This is a genomic window from Anabaenopsis tanganyikae CS-531, from assembly GCF_029891675.1.
GTDB classification, from domain to species: Bacteria; Cyanobacteriota; Cyanobacteriia; order Cyanobacteriales; family Nostocaceae; genus Anabaenopsis; species Anabaenopsis arnoldii.
In genome coordinates this window covers 1-20,008 of sequence record NZ_JANQDF010000001.1, presented here as the reverse complement: position 1 = coordinate 20,008, position 20,008 = coordinate 1, and the positions used below count along the sequence as shown (strand labels likewise).

Annotated in this window: 12 protein-coding genes and 1 pseudogene; 8 read left to right on the top strand and 5 right to left on the bottom strand. The window is 41.7% G+C overall.

The window, feature by feature from the left end:
- Nucleotides 1-23: 23 nt before the first annotated feature.
- The 4 genes from NWP22_RS00065 to NWP22_RS00050 all read right to left on the bottom strand — a co-directional run bounded on the left by NWP22_RS00065 (nucleotide 24) and on the right by NWP22_RS00050 (nucleotide 9,470).
- On the bottom strand, nucleotides 24-1,730 hold the full coding sequence (locus NWP22_RS00065; protein WP_271733662.1) for an SDR family NAD(P)-dependent oxidoreductase: 1,707 nt from the start codon (nucleotides 1,728-1,730) through the stop codon (nucleotides 24-26).
- Between the two features lie 95 nt (nucleotides 1,731-1,825).
- A complete protein-coding gene (locus NWP22_RS00060) occupies nucleotides 1,826-6,919 on the bottom strand; it encodes a type I polyketide synthase (RefSeq protein WP_280801379.1) in 5,094 nt (1,697 codons plus the stop codon).
- 247 nt (nucleotides 6,920-7,166) lie between these two features.
- Nucleotides 7,167-7,445, bottom strand: a complete 279-nt coding sequence (locus tag NWP22_RS00055) for a hypothetical protein (protein ID WP_271733660.1) — start codon at nucleotides 7,443-7,445, stop codon at nucleotides 7,167-7,169.
- A 693-nt stretch (nucleotides 7,446-8,138) separates the two neighbouring features.
- Nucleotides 8,139-9,470: a ParB/RepB/Spo0J family partition protein gene (locus NWP22_RS00050; protein WP_271733659.1), complete on the bottom strand. Its 1,332-nt coding sequence runs from the start codon at nucleotides 9,468-9,470 to the stop codon at nucleotides 8,139-8,141.
- Nucleotides 9,471-10,025: 555 nt separating this feature from the next.
- Here NWP22_RS00050 and NWP22_RS00045 point away from each other — a divergent pair.
- The 8 genes from NWP22_RS00045 to NWP22_RS00010 all read left to right on the top strand — a co-directional run bounded on the left by NWP22_RS00045 (nucleotide 10,026) and on the right by NWP22_RS00010 (nucleotide 19,195).
- Complete coding sequence (locus NWP22_RS00045) at nucleotides 10,026-11,225, top strand: ABC exporter membrane fusion protein (RefSeq protein ID WP_271733658.1); 1,200 nt, start codon at nucleotides 10,026-10,028, stop codon at nucleotides 11,223-11,225.
- 42 nt (nucleotides 11,226-11,267) lie between these two features.
- On the top strand, nucleotides 11,268-12,446 hold the full coding sequence (gene devC, locus NWP22_RS00040) for an ABC transporter permease DevC (protein WP_271733657.1): 1,179 nt from the start codon (nucleotides 11,268-11,270) through the stop codon (nucleotides 12,444-12,446).
- Between the two features lie 39 nt (nucleotides 12,447-12,485).
- The gene (locus tag NWP22_RS00035) at nucleotides 12,486-13,490 is read left to right on the top strand and encodes an NAD-dependent epimerase/dehydratase family protein (protein WP_271733655.1); all 1,005 of its coding nucleotides are present in this window, start codon (nucleotides 12,486-12,488) and stop codon (nucleotides 13,488-13,490) included.
- A gap of 35 nt (nucleotides 13,491-13,525) precedes the next feature.
- On the top strand, nucleotides 13,526-14,488 hold the full coding sequence (locus tag NWP22_RS00030) for a glycosyltransferase family 2 protein (protein ID WP_271733654.1): 963 nt from the start codon (nucleotides 13,526-13,528) through the stop codon (nucleotides 14,486-14,488).
- 57 nt (nucleotides 14,489-14,545) lie between these two features.
- Nucleotides 14,546-15,019, top strand: a complete 474-nt coding sequence (locus NWP22_RS00025) for a DUF2141 domain-containing protein (protein WP_271733653.1) — start codon at nucleotides 14,546-14,548, stop codon at nucleotides 15,017-15,019.
- 216 nt (nucleotides 15,020-15,235) lie between these two features.
- Nucleotides 15,236-16,495 (top strand): glycosyltransferase family 2 protein, encoded by a 1,260-nt coding sequence (locus NWP22_RS00020; RefSeq protein ID WP_280791228.1) that lies wholly within the window; start codon nucleotides 15,236-15,238, stop codon nucleotides 16,493-16,495.
- Between the two features lie 91 nt (nucleotides 16,496-16,586).
- Complete coding sequence (locus NWP22_RS00015) at nucleotides 16,587-17,849, top strand: glycosyltransferase family 2 protein (protein WP_280801378.1); 1,263 nt, start codon at nucleotides 16,587-16,589, stop codon at nucleotides 17,847-17,849.
- 74 nt (nucleotides 17,850-17,923) lie between these two features.
- The gene (locus NWP22_RS00010; protein ID WP_280801377.1) at nucleotides 17,924-19,195 is read left to right on the top strand and encodes a glycosyltransferase; all 1,272 of its coding nucleotides are present in this window, start codon (nucleotides 17,924-17,926) and stop codon (nucleotides 19,193-19,195) included.
- 275 nt (nucleotides 19,196-19,470) lie between these two features.
- Here NWP22_RS00010 and NWP22_RS00005 read toward each other — a convergent pair.
- Nucleotides 19,471-20,008: pseudogene (locus NWP22_RS00005) on the bottom strand (DUF1156 domain-containing protein); the annotation flags it as partial.

The following is a 20,008-nucleotide window of genomic DNA, read 5'->3' as shown; positions in this document are numbered from 1 at the left end:
TTTACGCACTTACCTAAATGTTGCTAACTTTTCATTAATTTTGTTGACCAAATGATGGCATGAGCCCCCAGCATTTGGGAGTAGATTTTACCATGATTATCGTGGATAATAAAGTCTGCGATCGCACTACTTGCTGTTTTAGATTTTACTTCACAGGAAACATAAAATAGTTGATTATGTGGTGTAGGGGCAAACTGTTCAAACTTCTCTACCTTTCCGGGTAAACACCCCTCTTCATAAAAGTGCTGTGTCCATATCCACAGGGCGTGCATACTCAGGTCAGTTGTATAAGGATTTACCCATTTTACAGGAAATTGACCTTGTTTTTGGGCGCTGATCTCTGTCCACAAACATTCTGTGGTGATTTTTTGTTGAGTAATATTTAAAACTCTTTGCACTTGCTGAAATGAAGGTCCATGAAATAGGGTAGCGCCTCCATGCTGATAAAAATCTTTACCGGTATCGCTAATAATGTCATCTAAATTTAGATTAATAGATTCATAACTAGGAGGCTGGGGAATTTCCCGATGGAGATTAAGTTGAGCGCTAAAATGGTAATGGACTTTTCCCGCGGGGTTTTTACTCCATATTTTGGCTTTAACGACAATTTTTTCGCCGTTGATTTTCTCAACTTCTTCTATTTCTAAAGTGTGTTCTTTAGCTAAAGTGTCATTAAAGGTGATCCCCTTTAAAATCCTGAAATCTGTGTAATTAAATAATCGATAACCCGGATACATTTCCTCACAGGTATTAATTATCCATGTCATTGCACAAGTAGCAGGTAAAACAGGAGTACCAGCAATCACATGGTCATATAAAAAAGGATTAGCTTCCAGTGTCATCTGGCGACGGATACGATGAGTGCGCAGATAAGAATCTAACTCTGTGGTGGGGGGAAGAAGGGGACTACCAATCACAACTTGGGTAGTATCATGATGGGTGGGGTGTAGTTCATTAACTAACATTTGTGTACCTACATCCACCGGGATAATATCAATACCTCGTTCTGTAAAAGCCTTTTTCAGTTCTGGGGACACCATCCCACTATCCCAAGCGCCCCAGTTAATCGCAACTACATGACACTGAGGATAGTTTTGCTTGATTAAATGGGCTGACTTATTGAGGATTTCATTGGCGATCGCATAATCAGATTGTCCGATATTACCGTAAAATCCACTGACAGAGGAGAACAATACTAAATGTTCTAGTTGCTCAGGTTTTACACAGGTGAGGAGATTTTCTAACCCCTGAACCTTAGCATTATAAACCTTCTCAAAATCCTGGTCAGTTTTCTTGGAAATCAATTTATCAGCTAAATTACCAGCTCCGTGAATAATACCAGTAATAGTACCCACAGATTCTAATTTTTGCTGTAAATCTGTGACATTAGTGATATCCACACTAATATACTCTGCTTGAGCGCCCGTTGCTGCTAACCTGGCTAAAGTTTGCTTAATTTCGCGACTAGAAGCAATCTGATTATATATCTTCAAAACACTCCTAGGAGTAGGCTTTTGACCCTGTGCTTGAAGATACTCCATAATACCTTTCTTTAAATCCGCCTCCGACTCACAGTCTTGAGCGAACTCCGGTTCAACATCCACAAGTTCCGAACGACCGAGGAGAATAAACCTACAAGGGTAGTGCTGGGCCATTTGAATCGCACATTGAGCAGTAATACCCTTAGCACCGCCACTAACAACAAAAACCATAGAAGACTGCGTATTCATATTATTGTTATTGATAATTTATGATGAGAAACTTGCACAGACGCACTAATGTGGGGGGGTGTGTGCGTCTGGTGCGTGAGATATAACCCCCAACCCTAGGGGAGGGAATCAGCGACCAAAGTCACACGACCTTGAGAACCGTAAGCCACTTCAGTGATATAAAGGTTGGGGTCGTGCATTTCAGCGATAATGTGTGCTGCTGAGATTTGAGGATCTGCATAGGGACTTAAATCAATAGCGCGAGTAAAGACCCTTGGCCATTCCCAGTGGAGAGACTTAGTTAAGCCAAATAAACCTGCACCGATAACTGGGAAATTAACAGTATGTTCTAATCCAAAAGCACCATCTAAACGAGTGACAGTTAAGAAACAACTGCGTTCATAACGGGCCAGTTGATTGAGAGATTGCTGGAGATGTTTAGCTATAAAGAAGATGTGCTTGACAATTGCTTTATCTTGTGGTATATAAGCAGGTTGTTGATTGGGGGTAAATAGGGGATGAATGTGGATAAAAGCCCCAATATTGCCGAAGTGAGTGGCGATCGCAGATAATTTGTGTTGTAGTAGTTCTTCGGTCATATCTGCGAGGACGACACGATTCACCCCCGCAGGTAAAGGGGATTGTTGGGGAACGATAGAAGGGGGGAAACTTAAGATCACCACTTTGCCACCGCGATCGCTTAAACTTTGAGCTAGTTGGGAAGTAGTGAGGGACCCATCATCAGTGATAACGGTAACATATCCCTCTGGTAAAGCAAAATCTAAACTATCGGGAGGTGGCAAAAAATGCAGTTTAGCAGGTCGTCTGGTTACCCCCTCAATTACCTGGACAGGCTGGTAACTAAACTGCGACTGGGACTTTTTTTTTTCACCCCCAGCCAGCTTCTGGAGGTAATCAACTATTTGACCGATGGTGCGGAGGTCTCCTAGTTCTTCAATATTGGGTTGGGGTAAATTGGGGTATTTTTCTTGCATTGCGCCCAATATTTCCACCCGTTTAATGGAGTCAATACCTAAATCAGCCTCCATATCCATATCCATTTCCAGCATCTCTACCGGGTAACCAGTTTTATCGCTAGTAATAGCTAACAAAGTTTCACCCAAATCTGCATAATCATCAGTAGTTGCTATTTCTAGTTCGATGGGGAGGGGAGTAGAGACAACCGGGGAGGTGGTATCTACGGGACTGGGAAGGACAGGGGGTTCTAGTATAACGTCTGGAGTGCTAGCAGGGGTTGTTATTTCTACAGCAGCATTACCAGACACATGGGATTGCAGATATTCTACAACTTGACCAATGGTGCGTTTTTCCGATAATTCTTCTAAATTAGGGCGGGGTAGTTCGGGGTACATATCCTGTAATGCACCTAAAATTTCTACCTTTTTGATAGAGTCAATACCTAAATCAGCCTCCATATCCATATCCATTTCCAGCATCTCTACCGGGTAACCAGTTTTATCGCTAGTAATAGCCAACAAATTGTTACCCAAGTTGGCTAGGTCAATATGAGGAGCAGCTGGTTTAGTTTCAATTACAGGTTCGAGAGTCTTGGGTATAGTGGTTTGAATTACAGGTTCTGTATTTAGATCCCGGACTGGTGAGATAGATTCGAGAGTCTTGGGTATATTTGCAGAAGGCTGGGGTATAGTTTCCTGGCTATGCTCCTGAGTTGTAGCTACAGAATCAGCGGAAATAATGTGAGAATATTCTTGTTGTATAAGTTGGAAAAAGTTTTTGGAGTATTCTAACTGTTCCAAAAGGTATCGTTCATGAATGCGCAGGGTTTCACCTTGGTGAGTGTGAAACTGCATCATCCCACGTTCGAGACTTTGCTTGACAAATACTTGAAGTTGTGCTGCTTCTGCCAGAGATTTGCTGTGATTAAACACAGCGTTCTGTTGCTGCATCAATTGGAAAAACGCCTTGGTGTATTCCATCTGATGTTGCAGATAAGTCCCGTGGACTTGTAAATTTTCAGTTTGATTCTGTTGGAACTGGGTAAGGAGGTATTCTAAACTTTCTAGGGCTGTTTGGTAATTGACAGGTTTTTCTGGTGTTGGTTGCATCTTGGTCTCCGGACTGCTAACAGGATGGGGTAGGGTGGTTGACGGTTGACTGTTGACGGGTGATGGTTGGCTGTGTTTTTCAGTTAACAGTGAACTGTCAACAGTCAACCCATGATGTCCATTCTGCAAAGCTTGAGTAAAGGCGTTTTTGGTTTTTTCCGAAACATAGTTAACACCGTTTAAACGGACATTTAACGCCTTCTTCTGCTCAACTGGGGGTAGTACAGGTTCAACTTGGTAAGGGTCAAGGTTTTTTAAAGCTAGACCTAGGACGCGCAACTGTACAGCTGCTTCTCGTAAAGAGCGATCGCTGTTCTTTTGGGTGCTGGGGTTTAGGGAGATAGTCAGATGCGGGCGATCGCCTAAAATATCCTTGACTAAATTGCTGAGAATGCGGCGCGGTCCAAATTCCACAAAGCAGGACCCACCAGCAGCATAGATATTTTCAATTTCCTGTTTAAACATCACCGAGTTAGCCAAGTGACTTTCCAAGATTTTTTGAATACCTTGGGAGTCTTGGGGATAGAGTTTACCCGTGACATTAGTAAAGACAGGAATTTGAGGCGGATTGAATTTAACAGACTTAGTGGCGATCGCAAAAGACTTTTGAGCAAAAGCAATCAGGGGAGTGTGGAAAGCTGCGGACACAGGTAACAACACAGCAGAACAACCCTCCTCTTGTAAAGCTTGTCTGACCTTAGTGATCTCTGCGGTTGGTCCTGCCAAAACCACTTGAGTAGGGGAATTAAAATTAGCGATCGTCACCAGGGGAAACTTGCGCAGCACCAGAGCAACCTTGCTCATATCCTCCTTCACCGCCAACATACTTCCCGCATCGTGGTCTGGGTCTTTAGGCGCAGCCATAGCTTGACCTCGAGACTTGACTAGAAACAAATAATCCTGCTCACTCAAAACCCCTGCAGCCCACAAAGCAGTCAGTTCACCAAAACTGTGTCCGGCGACAAAATCGGATTTAAAGCCAGCTTGTTGCAAAATAGAATACAAACCGGCACTAAACACCCCAATAGCGGGTTGAGCATATTCTGTGCGTTGCAGTGCTGCAACTTGCGCATTTTTCTCCGCCTCATCAAAAACGGGACGGGGGAAGACAATATCCGAAAGTGGCTGTAAATTATCCTTGAGTAATAAACTATCCATACACCCATGTAAACGGCGCATGGTAGGAAAATTCATTACCACTTCGCGCCCCATTTCCAAATATTGCGAACCTTGTCCAGAGAACAGAGAAACCACCCTTCCCCCCAACTCCATTCCAGAGGAGCGGTAATAAATCCCCTGGGGATGTTCCCAAGCAGGTGCGGAAGCTTTGTGTTGGAGCCAGTCAATAGTAACTTGCATCAACTTACAGGCTTCTGGGACATTTTCAGCCACAAACCCCACCCTAGGAGCCACCAAAGGAATTTCCAAAGATTGGGACTCTTTGACTAAAGCCGCAAAATGTCTATCACCACCATCCCCTTGCAACTTACCGAGGGTTTCTTGACACTTACTCAAAAGTTGTGCGGAGTTGTGAGCAAACAGCAGCACCTCATGGGCGGTACCATGTAAACGGTAGGGAAGGTTTTCTGGGGTTTCGTATTCTTCCAAAACCACGTGGTAATTTGTGCCACCAAAACCGAAAGAACTGACACCAGCGCGTCTTGGGGGTTCCCCGTCGGCCTTGATCCAAGGTCTGGTTTGAGTATTCAAATAAAAGGGAGAATTTTGGATATCCAGTTTAGGATTCGGCTGAGTAATATTAATAGTTGGGGGTAAAACCTTGTGATGCAGAGCCAAAGCTGTTTTAATCAAACTTGCAGCCCCAGCAGCGGCTTTAGTATGTCCAATTTGGGACTTGACACTACCCAAAGCAATATGCTGTTTTTGGGAATCATGTTTGCTAAAGTAGTCCTTTAAAGAACCGAACTCCGTGGGGTCTCCAGCCATTGTTCCAGTACCGTGGGCTTCCATTAACCCTACTGTAGCGGGGGAAAAGCCAGCATCATCATAAGCCCGTTCTAAGGCTTTAACTTGGCCTTCCTTGCGGGGAGCATAAATACTCTTGTAGCGACCATCGCTAGAAGTACCAATACCTTTAATGACTGCGTAAATTTTATCATTGTCCCGTTGGGCATCTTCCAGGCGCTTGAGAACAATCATCCCAATACCTTCGCCGAGCATCATCCCATCAGATTGAGCGTCGAAGGGCTTGACATTTTCACTGGGGGAAACCGCCGGTGTTTTACTGAAGGAGATGTAAGCCATGATGGTGTTATCAGTATCCACACCACCTGTGAGCATCATATCAGCCCGATATTCCACCAGTTCACTAATGGCCATTTTCAGAGCGCCAAAGGAACTAGCACAAGCAGCATCAACTACACAGTTTGTCCCCCCAAAGTTGAGGCGGTTAGCAATGCGTCCAGCAACGACGTTGGCTAGCATCCCAGGGAAAGCATTTTCATCCCACTTGATATAGGCGCTTTTGATTTTTTCGATAATTTTTTGGGTATCTTCATCGGAAATACCACTGCTTTTAAGTGCCTTTTCCCAAACAGGATACTCTAACCGGGCTGAAAGTGGCATTCCCAATTGCTTGGCCATGGCCACGCCTAAAATTACCCCGACATTTTCACGGCTAAACTCCCGAGAGTCGCCATAGCCAGCATCTTCCATTGCTTCTTTAGCTATGACTAAACTTAATAGCTGAGAAATATCTGTCACTTCTAAAATGCTCGGAGGAATACCAAATTCCATGGGGTTAAAATCTACCTCGGGAATAAACCCACCGCGTTTACAATAGGTTTTGTCCTCAGGGGTTCTGGGGTTAGGGTCGTAATAATCTTCGATGCTCCAGTGTGTGGGGGGAACCTCAGTAATACAATCAATTTTGTTAACGATATTCTGCCAGTATTCCTGTAAGTTCCTAGCTTGAGGTAAGAGCGAAGCCATCCCCACAATGGCTATGGGGTTTTGTTGTAATTTTCTATTAATCTTATTAACTGACATGGGTTTCTCCTGGTGCGATTTTTTTTCCTCTATTGACCTAATCAAAGTTTTCTCAACACTGTTGATAAGGCTCTCCAACTCTGCCATGGCCGTATCAATTGAATAAGCAGACATAGGGCATATACTGTTGTTAATTAGTGTGAATTATGATTGCTCCTGTGGCGAATCTGTAGCAATTCCTAATTCATAATTAAGAAGTCAAATGAAATCTGGTTGCTGCTCAGAATTAGACATTTGAATATGATTCTTCTTGTGGGTTAGGTAATTCCTACTTACATGAAATATGCTGTAATTGCTTGTTTGTAAAATAACAATTTTGTCACCCTAATTAATTTTGAAATACAGCATTTTGGAAATCATGTTATACAGCACTGGATTCTTGATATTGAGGTAATAGGTCAATGACATTGTTGAAACTAGAAAAATAGTCTCGGAGTACGTTAGCTGCTTGACCCGTGAATTCCATCCATTCGTAATGGTAGAGATTTTCAGCAATTGTATCCCACTGGATGAGGGGAAACTGAGGAGTAACCACTAGAACAGAAACGCTTTTTTCGCCCAAACTAGTTTGGGTATCTAGCCTAACCGCAGCAATGTAGCTGGTGTTAATCACAACGTTCTGTATCTTGATAAATGCCATAGACAGTTTCAGCGTCCAGATAATTTATTTTAAGCAATTTGACCCAGAAAAGTTGACAATTTCGTTACAGAAAAAACATCCCCCTTAATTCTGAATTAATGTAGTTTTCTGTAGAAATACTCACACACTTATCAGGTGATGCCATGGCGGTTAGGTTTAGTTTTGCTTTTTTAATTTTCCACAGAATAACTAATTTCCTTACCGATTTGAATCGTCTGAATTAATAAAAAGAATAGCATGATTCACAGAAACTAAATCATTGGTTTAACTGATTTTTATAAAAAAACTAGATTCTGGCTGGTTTGGGACGGGAAAACATCGCCGCATATAAGTATAATTTATGTCTAATACATAGTAAAATAATCAGCTAAATTCTTTATAAATCATTGTTTTTATGTCAGCACGTATATATATAGAAGTAAGTTAATGAAAATAAATACATAAATCAACTGCATAAATGTTTGGCTGGATTTTTCAGAATAACATGATAATTAATGGCAAAGATGAGAAAATTCATAAACCTAAAATTACCTAGAGACAATAATCGTAATTTATAAAGCAAATATTAAATTATCAGATGGTGCATAATAAACAAAATTTATTTCTTATGAATCACCTCAATTATGAGGACATTTATTAATATCTGACAAAGCTGTTACAGACTGATATTATTGTTTTTTCACCAGATCACAACTAAGACGGCAATGGTATTTTATGGGGTACTTTACCAGTCCATTGTTGCCAGCGGATGATTCCCCGATTCACCAATTGGGGATTTTCATCGCCAGTAAAACAGATGCGCGCCATTCTTTCGCAAGCAATGAGAATTTCACCGTTTCCCATAAACGGAGCAATGACAAAATTATGCTGATGGGTATATAAATTAATTAAGTAGTTGACAATACCCTCAACCCCATCAACATTAATTGGTGTCTGTGGCTGAGATATGGATTGATGGGAAAAAATGCCCACATAAACATTACCAAGAACTAATTCATATTGAAAGGGCATTTGGCTATGGCGGTAAAAATCATAAATATGACCCGGTGAACGCAACACCGCCACCACCCGCGCCTCATCTACCAAGTAATTATGCTCCCAAGTGGGGGAAAGGGTGGCGATCGCTAAGGCTGCATCTGATGGTAACAGGTTTCTAAAATTTAAACTAGCAGTATGATCACAATACAGTAAATGCCGGTCTAACATCCATTGTTCACCGAGTTTCACCCTGGGGTCATGAGTAGCAATAGCTGATTCTGGCTGGGGTTGACCTTTTTTAAGTGCTAACTTAGCCTCCCTTTGGGCTATAGCACTTTTGTAAGCTAATAACTGTAACTCTTTTTGCTTGGCTCTGGCTTCCACAATTACTTGAGCTAATCGTGTTGATTCTGCTTCATCTCCCCTGACCTGTTGCTGACTCCAAGCCTGATGAGATTCTTCGGCCAACACACGTTCTTGATGACCAGCCCTAGCTATCTTCAGTAGTGCTGTAGGACTATTAGCAATTGGGGAACCCTTAATAATTTCTTTAACTTCTGGGTGGATACCTTTAGCAATCTGCTTACCATGCTGAAAGGTGCGTTCAGAGTAGCCGACTTCTTTGGCTAACTCCACAGTGCGCTTGAGGGGTGGTGAAACCGTTTCACCACCTTTAGTGGTATATTGATTATCGCCAACCTTAGCCCTAACCCCCATCCGCTCTAAAATTTGGTCTCGCTCCCACCACAATTCTGAACGTTCCAGGGGTTCTAACTCATTACGAATCAAATTCTCGTCAATTTCTGCCAACCGGGACTGGTCAGAGTTTTCATAGTTGACAATATGACATTCAACAGTTTCTAGCCCCAAAAGTTTGCAAGCTGTCAACCGATGCAAACCCGCAATTAAATTTAGCTGTTGATCCACGGTAATCGGGTTTAATAAACCATTAGTCTGAATGGACTCCTTCAACTCATTTACCTTGTCGCCTTTAACCGGACGGCGGTTAGGACCAATGCGGATTTTATTTACAGGAACTGTAGCCATAGTTATTCAACTTCCCTACAGGTAAAAAATACCATTAAGTATATAGCCTCAGTATACCCAATCCGTAAACAATAAATCTAAATTCACATTGACAAGATGATAGTTTTCTGCAATGATTAAACACGAGATTATACAGGTTTTCCTGGTTAAGGTTTCTCTGCACTACATAAATCCGGAAATTTAGACCTTTTAGCACATATAGCCTTTTTCAGGCTAATGAAGTACACATCAATTGCCTATTCCTTGTACCCTATTCCCTGTTCCCTGTTCCCTGAAACTAAACAACTTTGTACCTCACGAGCATGGGAAATACTATATATTGTACTTTACACTACTTCATTTGAGATGAAATTAGGATAAAACTAAGGAAGATTTGCAGTGACACCATCATTAAAGTTTGCGGATCATCTAGGAATTTAAGGCAGCTGTATAGGCGTACGACAATTTATATAGAACCAATTACACCGCTGAGTTTACTTAAGTCAAACCGTTGATTACGTTCACATCATCTGGCCATTTAGGCTGTCCCTGGCATAGCACAATTGGAATAAAAATATGGCAGCAAACAAACAACGCCTGTTACTCATTAAACCCCGAGGGCGGTGGCGGATCATTGTGGCGGCTTGTATCAGTTTAGCCACTGGATTAGTAATTTACAGCTTTTCACAAAATCGACTTAGCCAGGAAGTGACAACTTCTCCAGAAAATTTACCCCAGGCTGCTCCTGTAAAACAGGCGGTAACAGCTTTGGGACGTTTGCAACCTGAAGGGGAAGTAATTAATTTATCTGCACCCAATTCAGTCAACGGTGTGCGGGTAGAAAAAACTTTAGTTAGGGAAGGAGAAGCAGTCAAAGCTGGTCAAGTATTGGCATATCTAGAAAATCATCAGCGTTCCACTGCGGCACTGCAACAGGCTTTAGACCAACTAGAAATTGCTAAAGCTAAACTAGCACAAGTCCAGTCTGGCGCTAAACCCGGAGATATTGCCGCCCAAAAAGCTGCGATCGCAGGTTTAGAGTCCCAATTAAAAGGGGACATTGCAGCTCAACAAGCCACAATCAACCGCCTCCAGGCCCAACTAGATAACGCCCAAACCGAAAACAATCGATATCAACAGTTATACACAGAGGGTGCTATTCCCGCCTCCTTAGCAGATACAAAAGCTTTGCAACTCCAGACCCTACAAGAGCAGCTCAAAGAAGCCAAAGCCAACCTGAATAGAACCGAGAATACTCTCCAAGAGCAAATCAAACAAGCCAAAGCCAGACTTAACAGTTTAACAGAAGTACGTACTGTTGATGTACAATTGGCACAAGCTGAAGTTAATAGTGCTGTAACTGCTATCAAACAAGCCAAAGCAGACCAAGAATTAACTTACCTCAAATCTCCCATAGATGGTAAAGTTCTGAAAATTCATACTAAAACTGGGGAAGCCATTAGCAGCAATGGATTTGCTGAGATTGGGAAGATATCTCAAATGTATGTAATTGCAGAAGTGTATCAAACTGATATTCAAAAAGTAAATTTAGGTCAAACAGCCACCATTACCAGTAACGCATTTCCCGGCAAAATACAGGGAACAGTCAACGAAATCGGTTGGCAAGTTGACAGACAACGTATCTTCAGTCTTAATCCCGCAGCAGATACAGACCGCAGAATAGTGGCAGTCAAAATTAGCATTAATGACCCCGCAGATAGTCAACGGGTAGACCGTTTAACTAACTTACAAGTGGATGTTGCCATTCAAATCTAATTACACACCCTTCGAGACTACAAAATCCAATGGTATTAAACCATGAACTTAAAAATTCCTTTAGCATGGCTACAGCTAGCCCAACAAAAAGTTAGGTTTTTAGTAGCTGTAGGTGGAATTGCTTTTATTGTGCTGCTGACATTTATCCAGCTGGGCTTTCAAGATGCGCTTTATTCTAGCGCCACTGCACTGCATCAAAATCTTCAAGGGGATTTATTTTTAGTTAGTTCCCAATATAAAGCCTTGACCGCAAGTCAAAGTTTTTCCCGCGGTCGTTTATACCAAACCTTGGGTTATGATGGTGTAGAGTCAGTTAGCCCCATATATTTGCAATTTGCCAAATTAAAAAATCCCGCCAGTGGCGAGAAATATTCTATCTATGTAATTGGCTTTGACCCAGGAAAATCTGTATTCAATATACCAGAAGTTGCCACCAATTTAGACAAGCTCAAAATTCCCGATATCGTCCTTTTTGATCGCATTTCCCGCCCAGAATTTGGACCCATCGCCAGTAATTTTACTGCTGGAAATACTGAGCAGACAATTGAAATATTCGCCTTTGATGCTGCCATTGGTTACAGAGTCAGAGTCGGGGGATTATTTAGCTTAGGTCCTTCTTTTGGTGTTGATGGTAACTTAATTGTCAGTGATTCCACTTTTTTTAGGATCAATCCTAATACTCGCCCCGCAGACATGATTGATATTGGTGTCATTACCCTTAAACCCGGCACAAATCCTGATGCAGTTTTGCAACAATTAACCGCCAGTTTACCCAATGATGTCCAAGTCTTTACTCGTCAAGGCTTTATTGATTTTGAGAGAGAGTATTGGTCCGTGAGGACACCCATCGGTTTTATACTCAACCTCATGCTAACTATGGCTTCTGTGGTCGGTGTTGTCATTGTCTATCAAATCCTTTACAGCAACATTGCTAATCAATTAATTGCCTACGCAACCTTAAAAGCGATTGGATATGCTAATGGATATTTACTAAATGTAGTTTTTCAGCAAGCATTAATCCTGGCTGTGTTGGGTTATATCCCAGGTTTTATCCTCTCCATAGGCTTATATAGTTTTGCTATGGAAGCGACTAAGTTACCCATCATGATGACTGCGAATAATGCCATCATCGTTTTAGTTTCAGCAGTGCTCATGTGCATTACTTCAGGGTCACTAGCTATTAATAAACTTCGTTCCGCAGACCCTGCTGATATATTCTAGACCAGACTATTAAGTAATTTACCCATTCCTTATATCTCCATGAACCTGCAAAATAAAACTCTCTTAATCACTGGTATTGATGACTTTATCGGTTGTCGTGCGGCAGAATTAGCCATAGCCCAAGGAATGAAAGTTAGAGGACTACAAAGTTCTCCTCATGTCAACAAAACAACCCAAGATTTAGGTATTGAGATCATTGTCGGTGAGATTACAGATGCTAATATTGCTCAAAAAGTCTGTCAAGGTGTAGATATTGTTTTACATACTGCTCAAATTGCTCAAGAAGGCGGCCCAATTAAAGAATTTCGTAGCGTCAATGTTGGCGGTACCCTGAATATAGCGAAAGCCGCTAAAAATGCTGGTGTGAAAACTTTTGTCCATCTTTCTAGTGTAATGGTATATGGCTTTAATTATCCTGATGGTGTGACAGAAACTGGGACACTATCGGGGGAGAATAATTCCTACTGTCAGACCAAAATAGAAGCCGAAGCCGAGCTTTTACCCCTGAATTCTCCCCCAGATTTTGGTGTAATTATTATCCGCGCTGGAGATGTTTATGGTCCGGGAAGTCCTGCTTGGGTAGTGCGACCAATTTTAATGATGCGTCAAAAATTATTCGCCTATGCTAACGATGGTCAGGGTGTAATGAATCATGTATATGTAGATAACTTGATTGAGGCGATTTTTCTTGCAGTTGCAAAAGAAACCTACGGTGAAGTATTTAACATTACCGATGGTCAACAGACCTCCTGGAAAGAATATTTTCTGCGTTTAGCAGCAATGGAAGGTTTATCTGCGCCTATGTCTTTACCCAAAGACGAAATGAAGTTATTTCTTAAACTCCGCGCCCAAGGACAAAAACTTTTTCGCAAAAAGGCTGACATCCTACCAGAATCTGTAGATTTTATGAGTCGTCCTTATGCTTATGCCATTGCTAAAGCCCAAACTCTATTAGATTACAAGCCAAAAATTGACCTGGAAGATGGTTTGAGACTTACACAAGCATGGCTGCAAACCACTGATATCGAAAAGATAGGTAAATAGTTTTTGTTTCGCCATTTTACCAAACATCATACTATATGAGCAACAAGCCGAAGTTAAGTATCGGATTGCCTGTGTACAATGGCGAGAAATTTATCAAAGCAGCCCTGGATTCACTTTTGGCTCAGACCTTTGCAGATTTTGAGTTGATTATCTCAGATAATGCTTCTACAGATCAAACTGAAGCAATTTGTCGGGGTTATGCAGCGCAACATCAACGGATTCGTTACTATCGTAATCAAATTAATCTTGGTTGTGCGCGTAACTTCAATCGTGTGTTTGATTTGTCTGTGGGTGAATACTTTAAATGGGCGGCTTATGATGATTTACACGCCCCAGACTTTCTGATCAAATGTGTGGAGGTACTTGATCATAACCCAAAGGTAATTTTGTCTCATTCTCATGTATGTTTTATCGATGAGAATGGTAATTTTCTGGACAACTACAATATTCACCTCAAGACTGATTCACCACAACCCCATGAGCGCTTTCATGAGTTACTCAGTAAACATCTGTGCTATCAGTTATATGGAGTAATTCGCGCTAGCGCTCTCAGGAAAGTACCACCTATGGGGAGTTATGGTACTGCAGATGGCATTTTATTATTAAGAATTGGTTTGCTGGGGGAATTTTACGAAATCCCAGAATACTTATTTTTTGCTAGAAGCCATTCGGGACAGTCATTGAGTATGTACTTTCCCAATTATCATTTGTTGAACCAAGGAAAATCTCAAGATAATCGGAGAATTTTACCTGATTTGCATGCTTATGCCCTGTGGTTTGACTCAGCTAATAAGGGCAAAATCTTATTGCCACATTGGAGAATAGTTTGGGAATATATGCGCTCTGTTTGGCTATTTCCACTGAGTCTTGAGCAGCGTCTACGTTGCCACATCAGCATTTATCAGCAGTTGCAAGGTAATGAATATCTGTTGCTTAAAGATTTACTAAAGACTCCTCAAATAGTATTTTCTTTATATAAAACAGCTAATCACTCCTAAGAGCAACTGCTGTCATCAATGGTTCAAAGTAAAATCACCTTTTCATGTCAGGTAAATATGTTGAAAATCACACATCTGAGTCGTTTAATCCTAGCTACTTTATTGAGTATTAGCTTTGCCAAAACAGTCAACGCCAAACCTACTACAACATTAACAGTTGTAGTCGATGGTATTAATAATCAAAAGGGTGAGATTTGTATGGGTGTTTACTCTAGTCATAAAGGTTTTCCCTTCAATACTAATGCAGTTGTCAAAAGCGCTTGTGTGGAGTCTACAGGGGGAAGTTTAACTCATGTTTTTTCCGGCTTGAAGCCGGGAAATTATGCAGTGGCCGTCATGGATGATCAAAATGGCGATCGCAAGCTTAATAAAGACTTTCTGGGTATACCTCAAGAAGGTTTTGGTATTTCCCAAAACCCCACAGTTTCAATTGTTACTGGTACACCCAAGTTTCATGATGCCAGCTTTTTACTAATACGAAATCAAAATACCACCATCAACATTTTGATGAAATATTCCCTGGATTCATAAGGGGGAATAGGGATGGGGGATGGGGATGAGCGCGACTCGCTATTACACAAGGCAAAAACCGTCGGAGACTACTATATAGCCTTTTTCAGGCTAATGAAGTACACATCAATTGCCTATTCCCTGTTCCCTGTTCCCTGTTCCCTGTTCCCTATTCCCTGTTCCCTGTTCCCTGAAACTAAACAACTTTGTACCTCACGAGCATGGGAAATACTATATATGAAAGAGTTGACGATATTCATTACTCAGTCTCTGCTGGGTTGGCTGGCTATTCAAATGTGTTTAGCAATGGTTTTTCTATTCTACCTCAGATCATCAAAATCGCCAAATTTATCAGCCGATGAACAGTTACCCAAAACGGCGGTGATTCTTTGTCTACGGGGAGCCGATCCTTATTTGTCTAACTGTGTGGAAGCACTATTAAATCAGGATTATCCAGAATATGATTTAAAGGTGATTATTGATAGTCAGGAAGATCCAGCTTGGCTTGTTAATGAGACTATCAAAGCACAAGGAGCCACGAACGTAGAAATCAGCCCCCTGAGGGTTATCCGACACAACTGCAGTCTTAAATGCAGTTCCCTGTTACAAGCTGTGTCAGAATTGGATGATTCCTACAAAGCGATCGCCTTAGTAGATGCTGATACCATTGTTCACCCTCATTGGCTACGTCAACTAGTGAGTCCTCTAGCTCATCCCCAAGTGGGAGCGACCACCGGTAATCGTTGGTTTGTACCCACTGGTAAGTATTGGGGGTCTTTAGTCCGCTATATAGGTAATGTATCTACTGTTGTGCAAATGTACTTGTTCCGAGTTCCTTGGGGTGGGACTTTAGCAATTAAAACAGATGTACTACACCAAACAGGTCTGCTAGATAAATGGGGCGAAGCTTTGGGGGAAGATTTTATGATGCACAATATCCTCAAAGAACATGGGTTGCGAGTTCAGTTTGTACCTTCTCTAATTATGCTCAATCGGGAAGAGTGCGAGTTACTTGGCTTCATAGAATCTCTTAAGCGCCTACTCTTCTACTGTAGACTTTACCATCCCTCTTGGTTAGCCATCATTGGCGATGCTGTCTCTAGTATTCTGTTTCCTTGTGTGGCAATAGTATTGTTTGTGTTATCGTTGCTAGATACACAATGGGACTTAGCGTTTTTACTGTTAACTACCTATTGCATTTATACTGTGGGATTACTCTTAATCACCCTGATTTTAGAGTTAGGAGTCAGTCAAGTAATTCGCGCTCATGGTCAACCAACTACAAAATTATCAATGGATATAGTCAGGAAAATCTTCCTTGCTATTCCTCTGACACAGTGGGTATATGGGTTAGCTTTAGTAGCTTCCCTAGGAATGTCAACAGTTAAATGGCGTGGTATTATTTATCGTGTAGAAAACCCCTGGAATATTCGATTACTTGAATACCATCCCTATGATACCCTAGATCAGCCCATTGATGGTCAGATTTCTCTTTGATGTCAATTATGCTTTTTGACTGAGTAACAAGACCGTCACTTCCATTGCTCTACTTCATTGCCCAAGGTCAATCACAGCGTAGGAACTAAAGATGAATGAATTAGTAATATTCCTATGCAAATGTTTAACCGTTGGCCTGGCTGTTCAAGTGTTTTTTATGTTAGTCTTCTTATGGTATCTACAGTCATACAAAAGGACTCTGTTACCAGATGAAGAATTACCTAAAACAGCAGTGATTCTCTGCCTCCGTGGTGCTGACCCGTTTTTGAGTGATTGTTTAAAGGCACTTTTGAATCAGAATTACCCAGAGTATGATTTAAAAGTGGTCGTTGATCGTATGTCAGATCCAGCATGGGCTGTTGCTACTCATACAGTCCAGGAGCATGGAGCGGCTAATGTTGACATCAGCCCTTTGAGAATTATCCGCAAAAATTGCAGTCTCAAATGTAGCTGTATCATCCAAGCCATTACTGAGTTAGACCCTTCCTACCAGGCGATCGCCTTAGTAGATGCTGATACCATTGTTCATCCTCATTGGCTGCGTGAATTGGTCACCCCCTTAGCAGACCCCAAGATTGGCGCGACAACCGGTAATCGTTGGTATGTACCTAAAGGTAACCATTGGGGAACTATAGTTAGGTATATGTGGAACATCTCAGCGGTAGTACAGATGTACATATATGGTATCCCCTGGGGTGGAACTTTAGCGGTAAAAACAACAGTCCTGGAACAAACAAAATTGCTAGATCACTGGGGAAAAGCTTTCTGTGAAGATACCATGATGGGTGACATCTTGGGTAAACATAAACTGCGGATTAAATTTGTCCCCTCTTTAATCATGCTGAATCAGGAAGAGTGCAATTTATCTGCCTTAAAATCCTGGATGCAGCGCCAACTACTGTTTTGCCGACTTTATCACCACCACTGGTTAGCTGTAGTGGGTAACGCGATTTTAACTATCTTGTTTCCTACTCTTTTGAGTGTATTGTTTGTAGCAGCTTTCCTAACTGGACAATGGTATCCTGCCATATTATCCTTTAGCTACTATACCAGCTATGTACTCTCACTACTGCTAATTACAGTTTTTTTAGAGCGAGCAGTACAGTTAGTCATTCGCTCTCATCATCAACCCCACACCCAATTATCCATGGCCGTAATTTTCAAGATGTTAATGGCAATTCCTTTAACACAATGGGTTTATGGACTAGTATTTCTCTCTTCCCTGCGGATGTCAAAAGTTAAGTGGCGGGGTATTACCTATAAATTCCAAAGTCCCTGGAAGATTCAGCTAGTTGAATACCGCCCTTACCACCCATCAGAACAACCAGGTGCATCAAATATTTCCCTCAATTGATATGTAAGCCGAACAGGAATCATGTGTAAAAACATGATTCTTTTGGCACACAAATATAAAAATCAACTCAAATCATGAACAAGCAACCCCTTCGCATCGCGCTATTTACAGGATTATATGCACCTTTTTTGACCGGGGTTTCAGTTGCAGTCCACCAACGGGTACGCTGGTTACTACAACAGGGCCATGAGGTCTTTCTTGTCCACCCAGAAATTAATGATCAGTACCCGAAAAATGTGGGTAAGCGCCCCATGTCAGGACTCGAGGAGTTAGAGCATTTTCCTAACTTTTCTGCCTATTCTTTCCCGACAAAACCACTAATTTTTTATAAGTCCTTACCCCAACCATTACACTATCGCCATTGGAGTGATACCAAGTTATTAGAAAAATTTGAACCCGATATTATAGTAGTAGAAGAAGCACCGCAAATGCGAGGCTTTTATTCACTATTTTTGCAAGGTTATGGCCGCCCTATTGGGGTGGAATACGCTAAAAAAACCCGCACCCCCATTATTTCTATTTTCCACACCGATATTGTGGCTTACATCCAATACTATTTGGGTAATCTATTTTTCCAATTAATGCGTCCGATTATCCCCCTTTTAGTTAAACAATCTACCCAAGTCTATGATGTCAATTTATTTCCTTCCCAAGCACAACTCCAGAAGTATCAGCGCCTAAATTGCATCCGGGGTGAATATGTTCCTTATCAAGGAATTGACTGTCAAAAATTTCACCCGCGTAATATCATTTATAACCCCATTCCCCATGACCACAGACCCACGATATTATTTGTGGGGCGCATTACCGCAGAAAAGAACGTCACCCAACTTATAGATATGTTCCCCCTGATTGCGGCGGAAATTCCGGATGTGCATTTAGTCATTGTTGGTAGTGGTCCAATGGATAAAGAATTGCGCCGGCGATCGCAAAAGTTTGGCTCTGGTATTACTATCTGGGGTGAGTCCCATGGTACAGAACTTTTAGGTTGGTTTGCTCGTGCAGATGTATTCGTTAACCCTTCTGTAACCGAGAATTTCTGCACTACAAATAACGAAGCTTTGGCTTCTGGTACCCCCGTAGTAGCTGTGGTTGCACCTTCCACCTCAGAGCAAGTTTTTCCCGGTGTGAATGGCTTTTTAGCTCAACCCAACAATCTACGAGATTTTGCGTATAAGGTAGTAACAATTCTTGGTAACCCCCAACTGAAAGAAGAAATGACTCAACAAGCTCGCCCTTCTATTATTGAATATGATTGGTCTGCCTGTACACAGAAGTTTGAAAGCAAGCTTTATCAGCTAGTTGAAGGTTCTAAAAAGTATCCCAAGCGCCAGACTGCGGTTTAAAAACCCCTGGAAAATCATCTATATGATCTAGCTCCCCGACTTCTTTCGGTATGCGGGATACTCTAGTATAATTTATCTAGAAGTCGGGTATCTGTGTAGGGCGATCGCCTGAAGCTGATGTATGTAGGAGCCAGGGGTTTAAAACCCCTGTCTGAAAGCTGAAGTCGGATGAATCCGACTAGGAAATCATGTATGTGGTTAAGCTCCCCGACTTCTTTCGGTATGTGAGTCCTCTAGTATAATTTATCTAGAAGTCGGGGATCTGTATTAGGTGGTTAAAACAATTCTCCCTGTAGGGTGTCTGGTAGGCTTTGAGCTGCTAGGCGACAAATTTCCCCCCAGGAAATTACTAAGCTGTTATAAGCAGTCGCCTCCTGTGTCCAGCCTTTTTTATCACAAATGTTATATAACCGATAACTTAAATCTTTTAAGATTTCCCACTGACCCTTGTACTGAGATAATACCGCAGCAGCGCCGGTTTCTCCTTTTTTATCTAGGGTGTAGATTAGGTGTTGGGTAATCAACCAATTACACCCCATGAGATTGCAATTCTCTGGTAACTCTGCGCGGCGCAATAGTCGGACTTTTCCACCTTCAGCAGACAGAATACCCCCATTCACCAACCCTTCAACACTGATATTTTTAGCTTTAGATAAAGTTTCCGCTTCGCCATAGAGTCCTTCATTAAATTGATGTTGTTCAAACCAGATCAAAGCCCAGCGGGTCTCTATGTCAAATTCTCCTTCCTGTTCTGTGAGGTATTCATCTAACATTTGATTAATGAATTGTAGGGCGGTGCGTACTTTGATAGCA

Bases quoted from the DNA above. Each gene is read 5' to 3' on its own strand.
- NWP22_RS00065 (WP_271733662.1), bottom strand. From the start codon at position 1,730: ATGAATACGCAGTCTTCTATGGTTTTTGTTGTTAGTGGCGGTGCTAAG.
- NWP22_RS00060 (WP_280801379.1), bottom strand. From the start codon at position 6,919: ATGTCTGCTTATTCAATTGATACGGCCATGGCAGAGTTGGAGAGCCTT.
- NWP22_RS00055 (WP_271733660.1), bottom strand. From the start codon at position 7,445: ATGGCATTTATCAAGATACAGAACGTTGTGATTAACACCAGCTACATT.
- NWP22_RS00050 (WP_271733659.1), bottom strand. From the start codon at position 9,470: ATGGCTACAGTTCCTGTAAATAAAATCCGCATTGGTCCTAACCGCCGT.
- NWP22_RS00045 (WP_271733658.1), top strand. From the start codon at position 10,026: ATGGCAGCAAACAAACAACGCCTGTTACTCATTAAACCCCGAGGGCGG.
- devC (WP_271733657.1), top strand. From the start codon at position 11,268: ATGAACTTAAAAATTCCTTTAGCATGGCTACAGCTAGCCCAACAAAAA.
- NWP22_RS00035 (WP_271733655.1), top strand. From the start codon at position 12,486: ATGAACCTGCAAAATAAAACTCTCTTAATCACTGGTATTGATGACTTT.
- NWP22_RS00030 (WP_271733654.1), top strand. From the start codon at position 13,526: ATGAGCAACAAGCCGAAGTTAAGTATCGGATTGCCTGTGTACAATGGC.
- NWP22_RS00025 (WP_271733653.1), top strand. From the start codon at position 14,546: ATGTTGAAAATCACACATCTGAGTCGTTTAATCCTAGCTACTTTATTG.
- NWP22_RS00020 (WP_280791228.1), top strand. From the start codon at position 15,236: ATGAAAGAGTTGACGATATTCATTACTCAGTCTCTGCTGGGTTGGCTG.
- NWP22_RS00015 (WP_280801378.1), top strand. From the start codon at position 16,587: ATGAATGAATTAGTAATATTCCTATGCAAATGTTTAACCGTTGGCCTG.
- NWP22_RS00010 (WP_280801377.1), top strand. From the start codon at position 17,924: ATGAACAAGCAACCCCTTCGCATCGCGCTATTTACAGGATTATATGCA.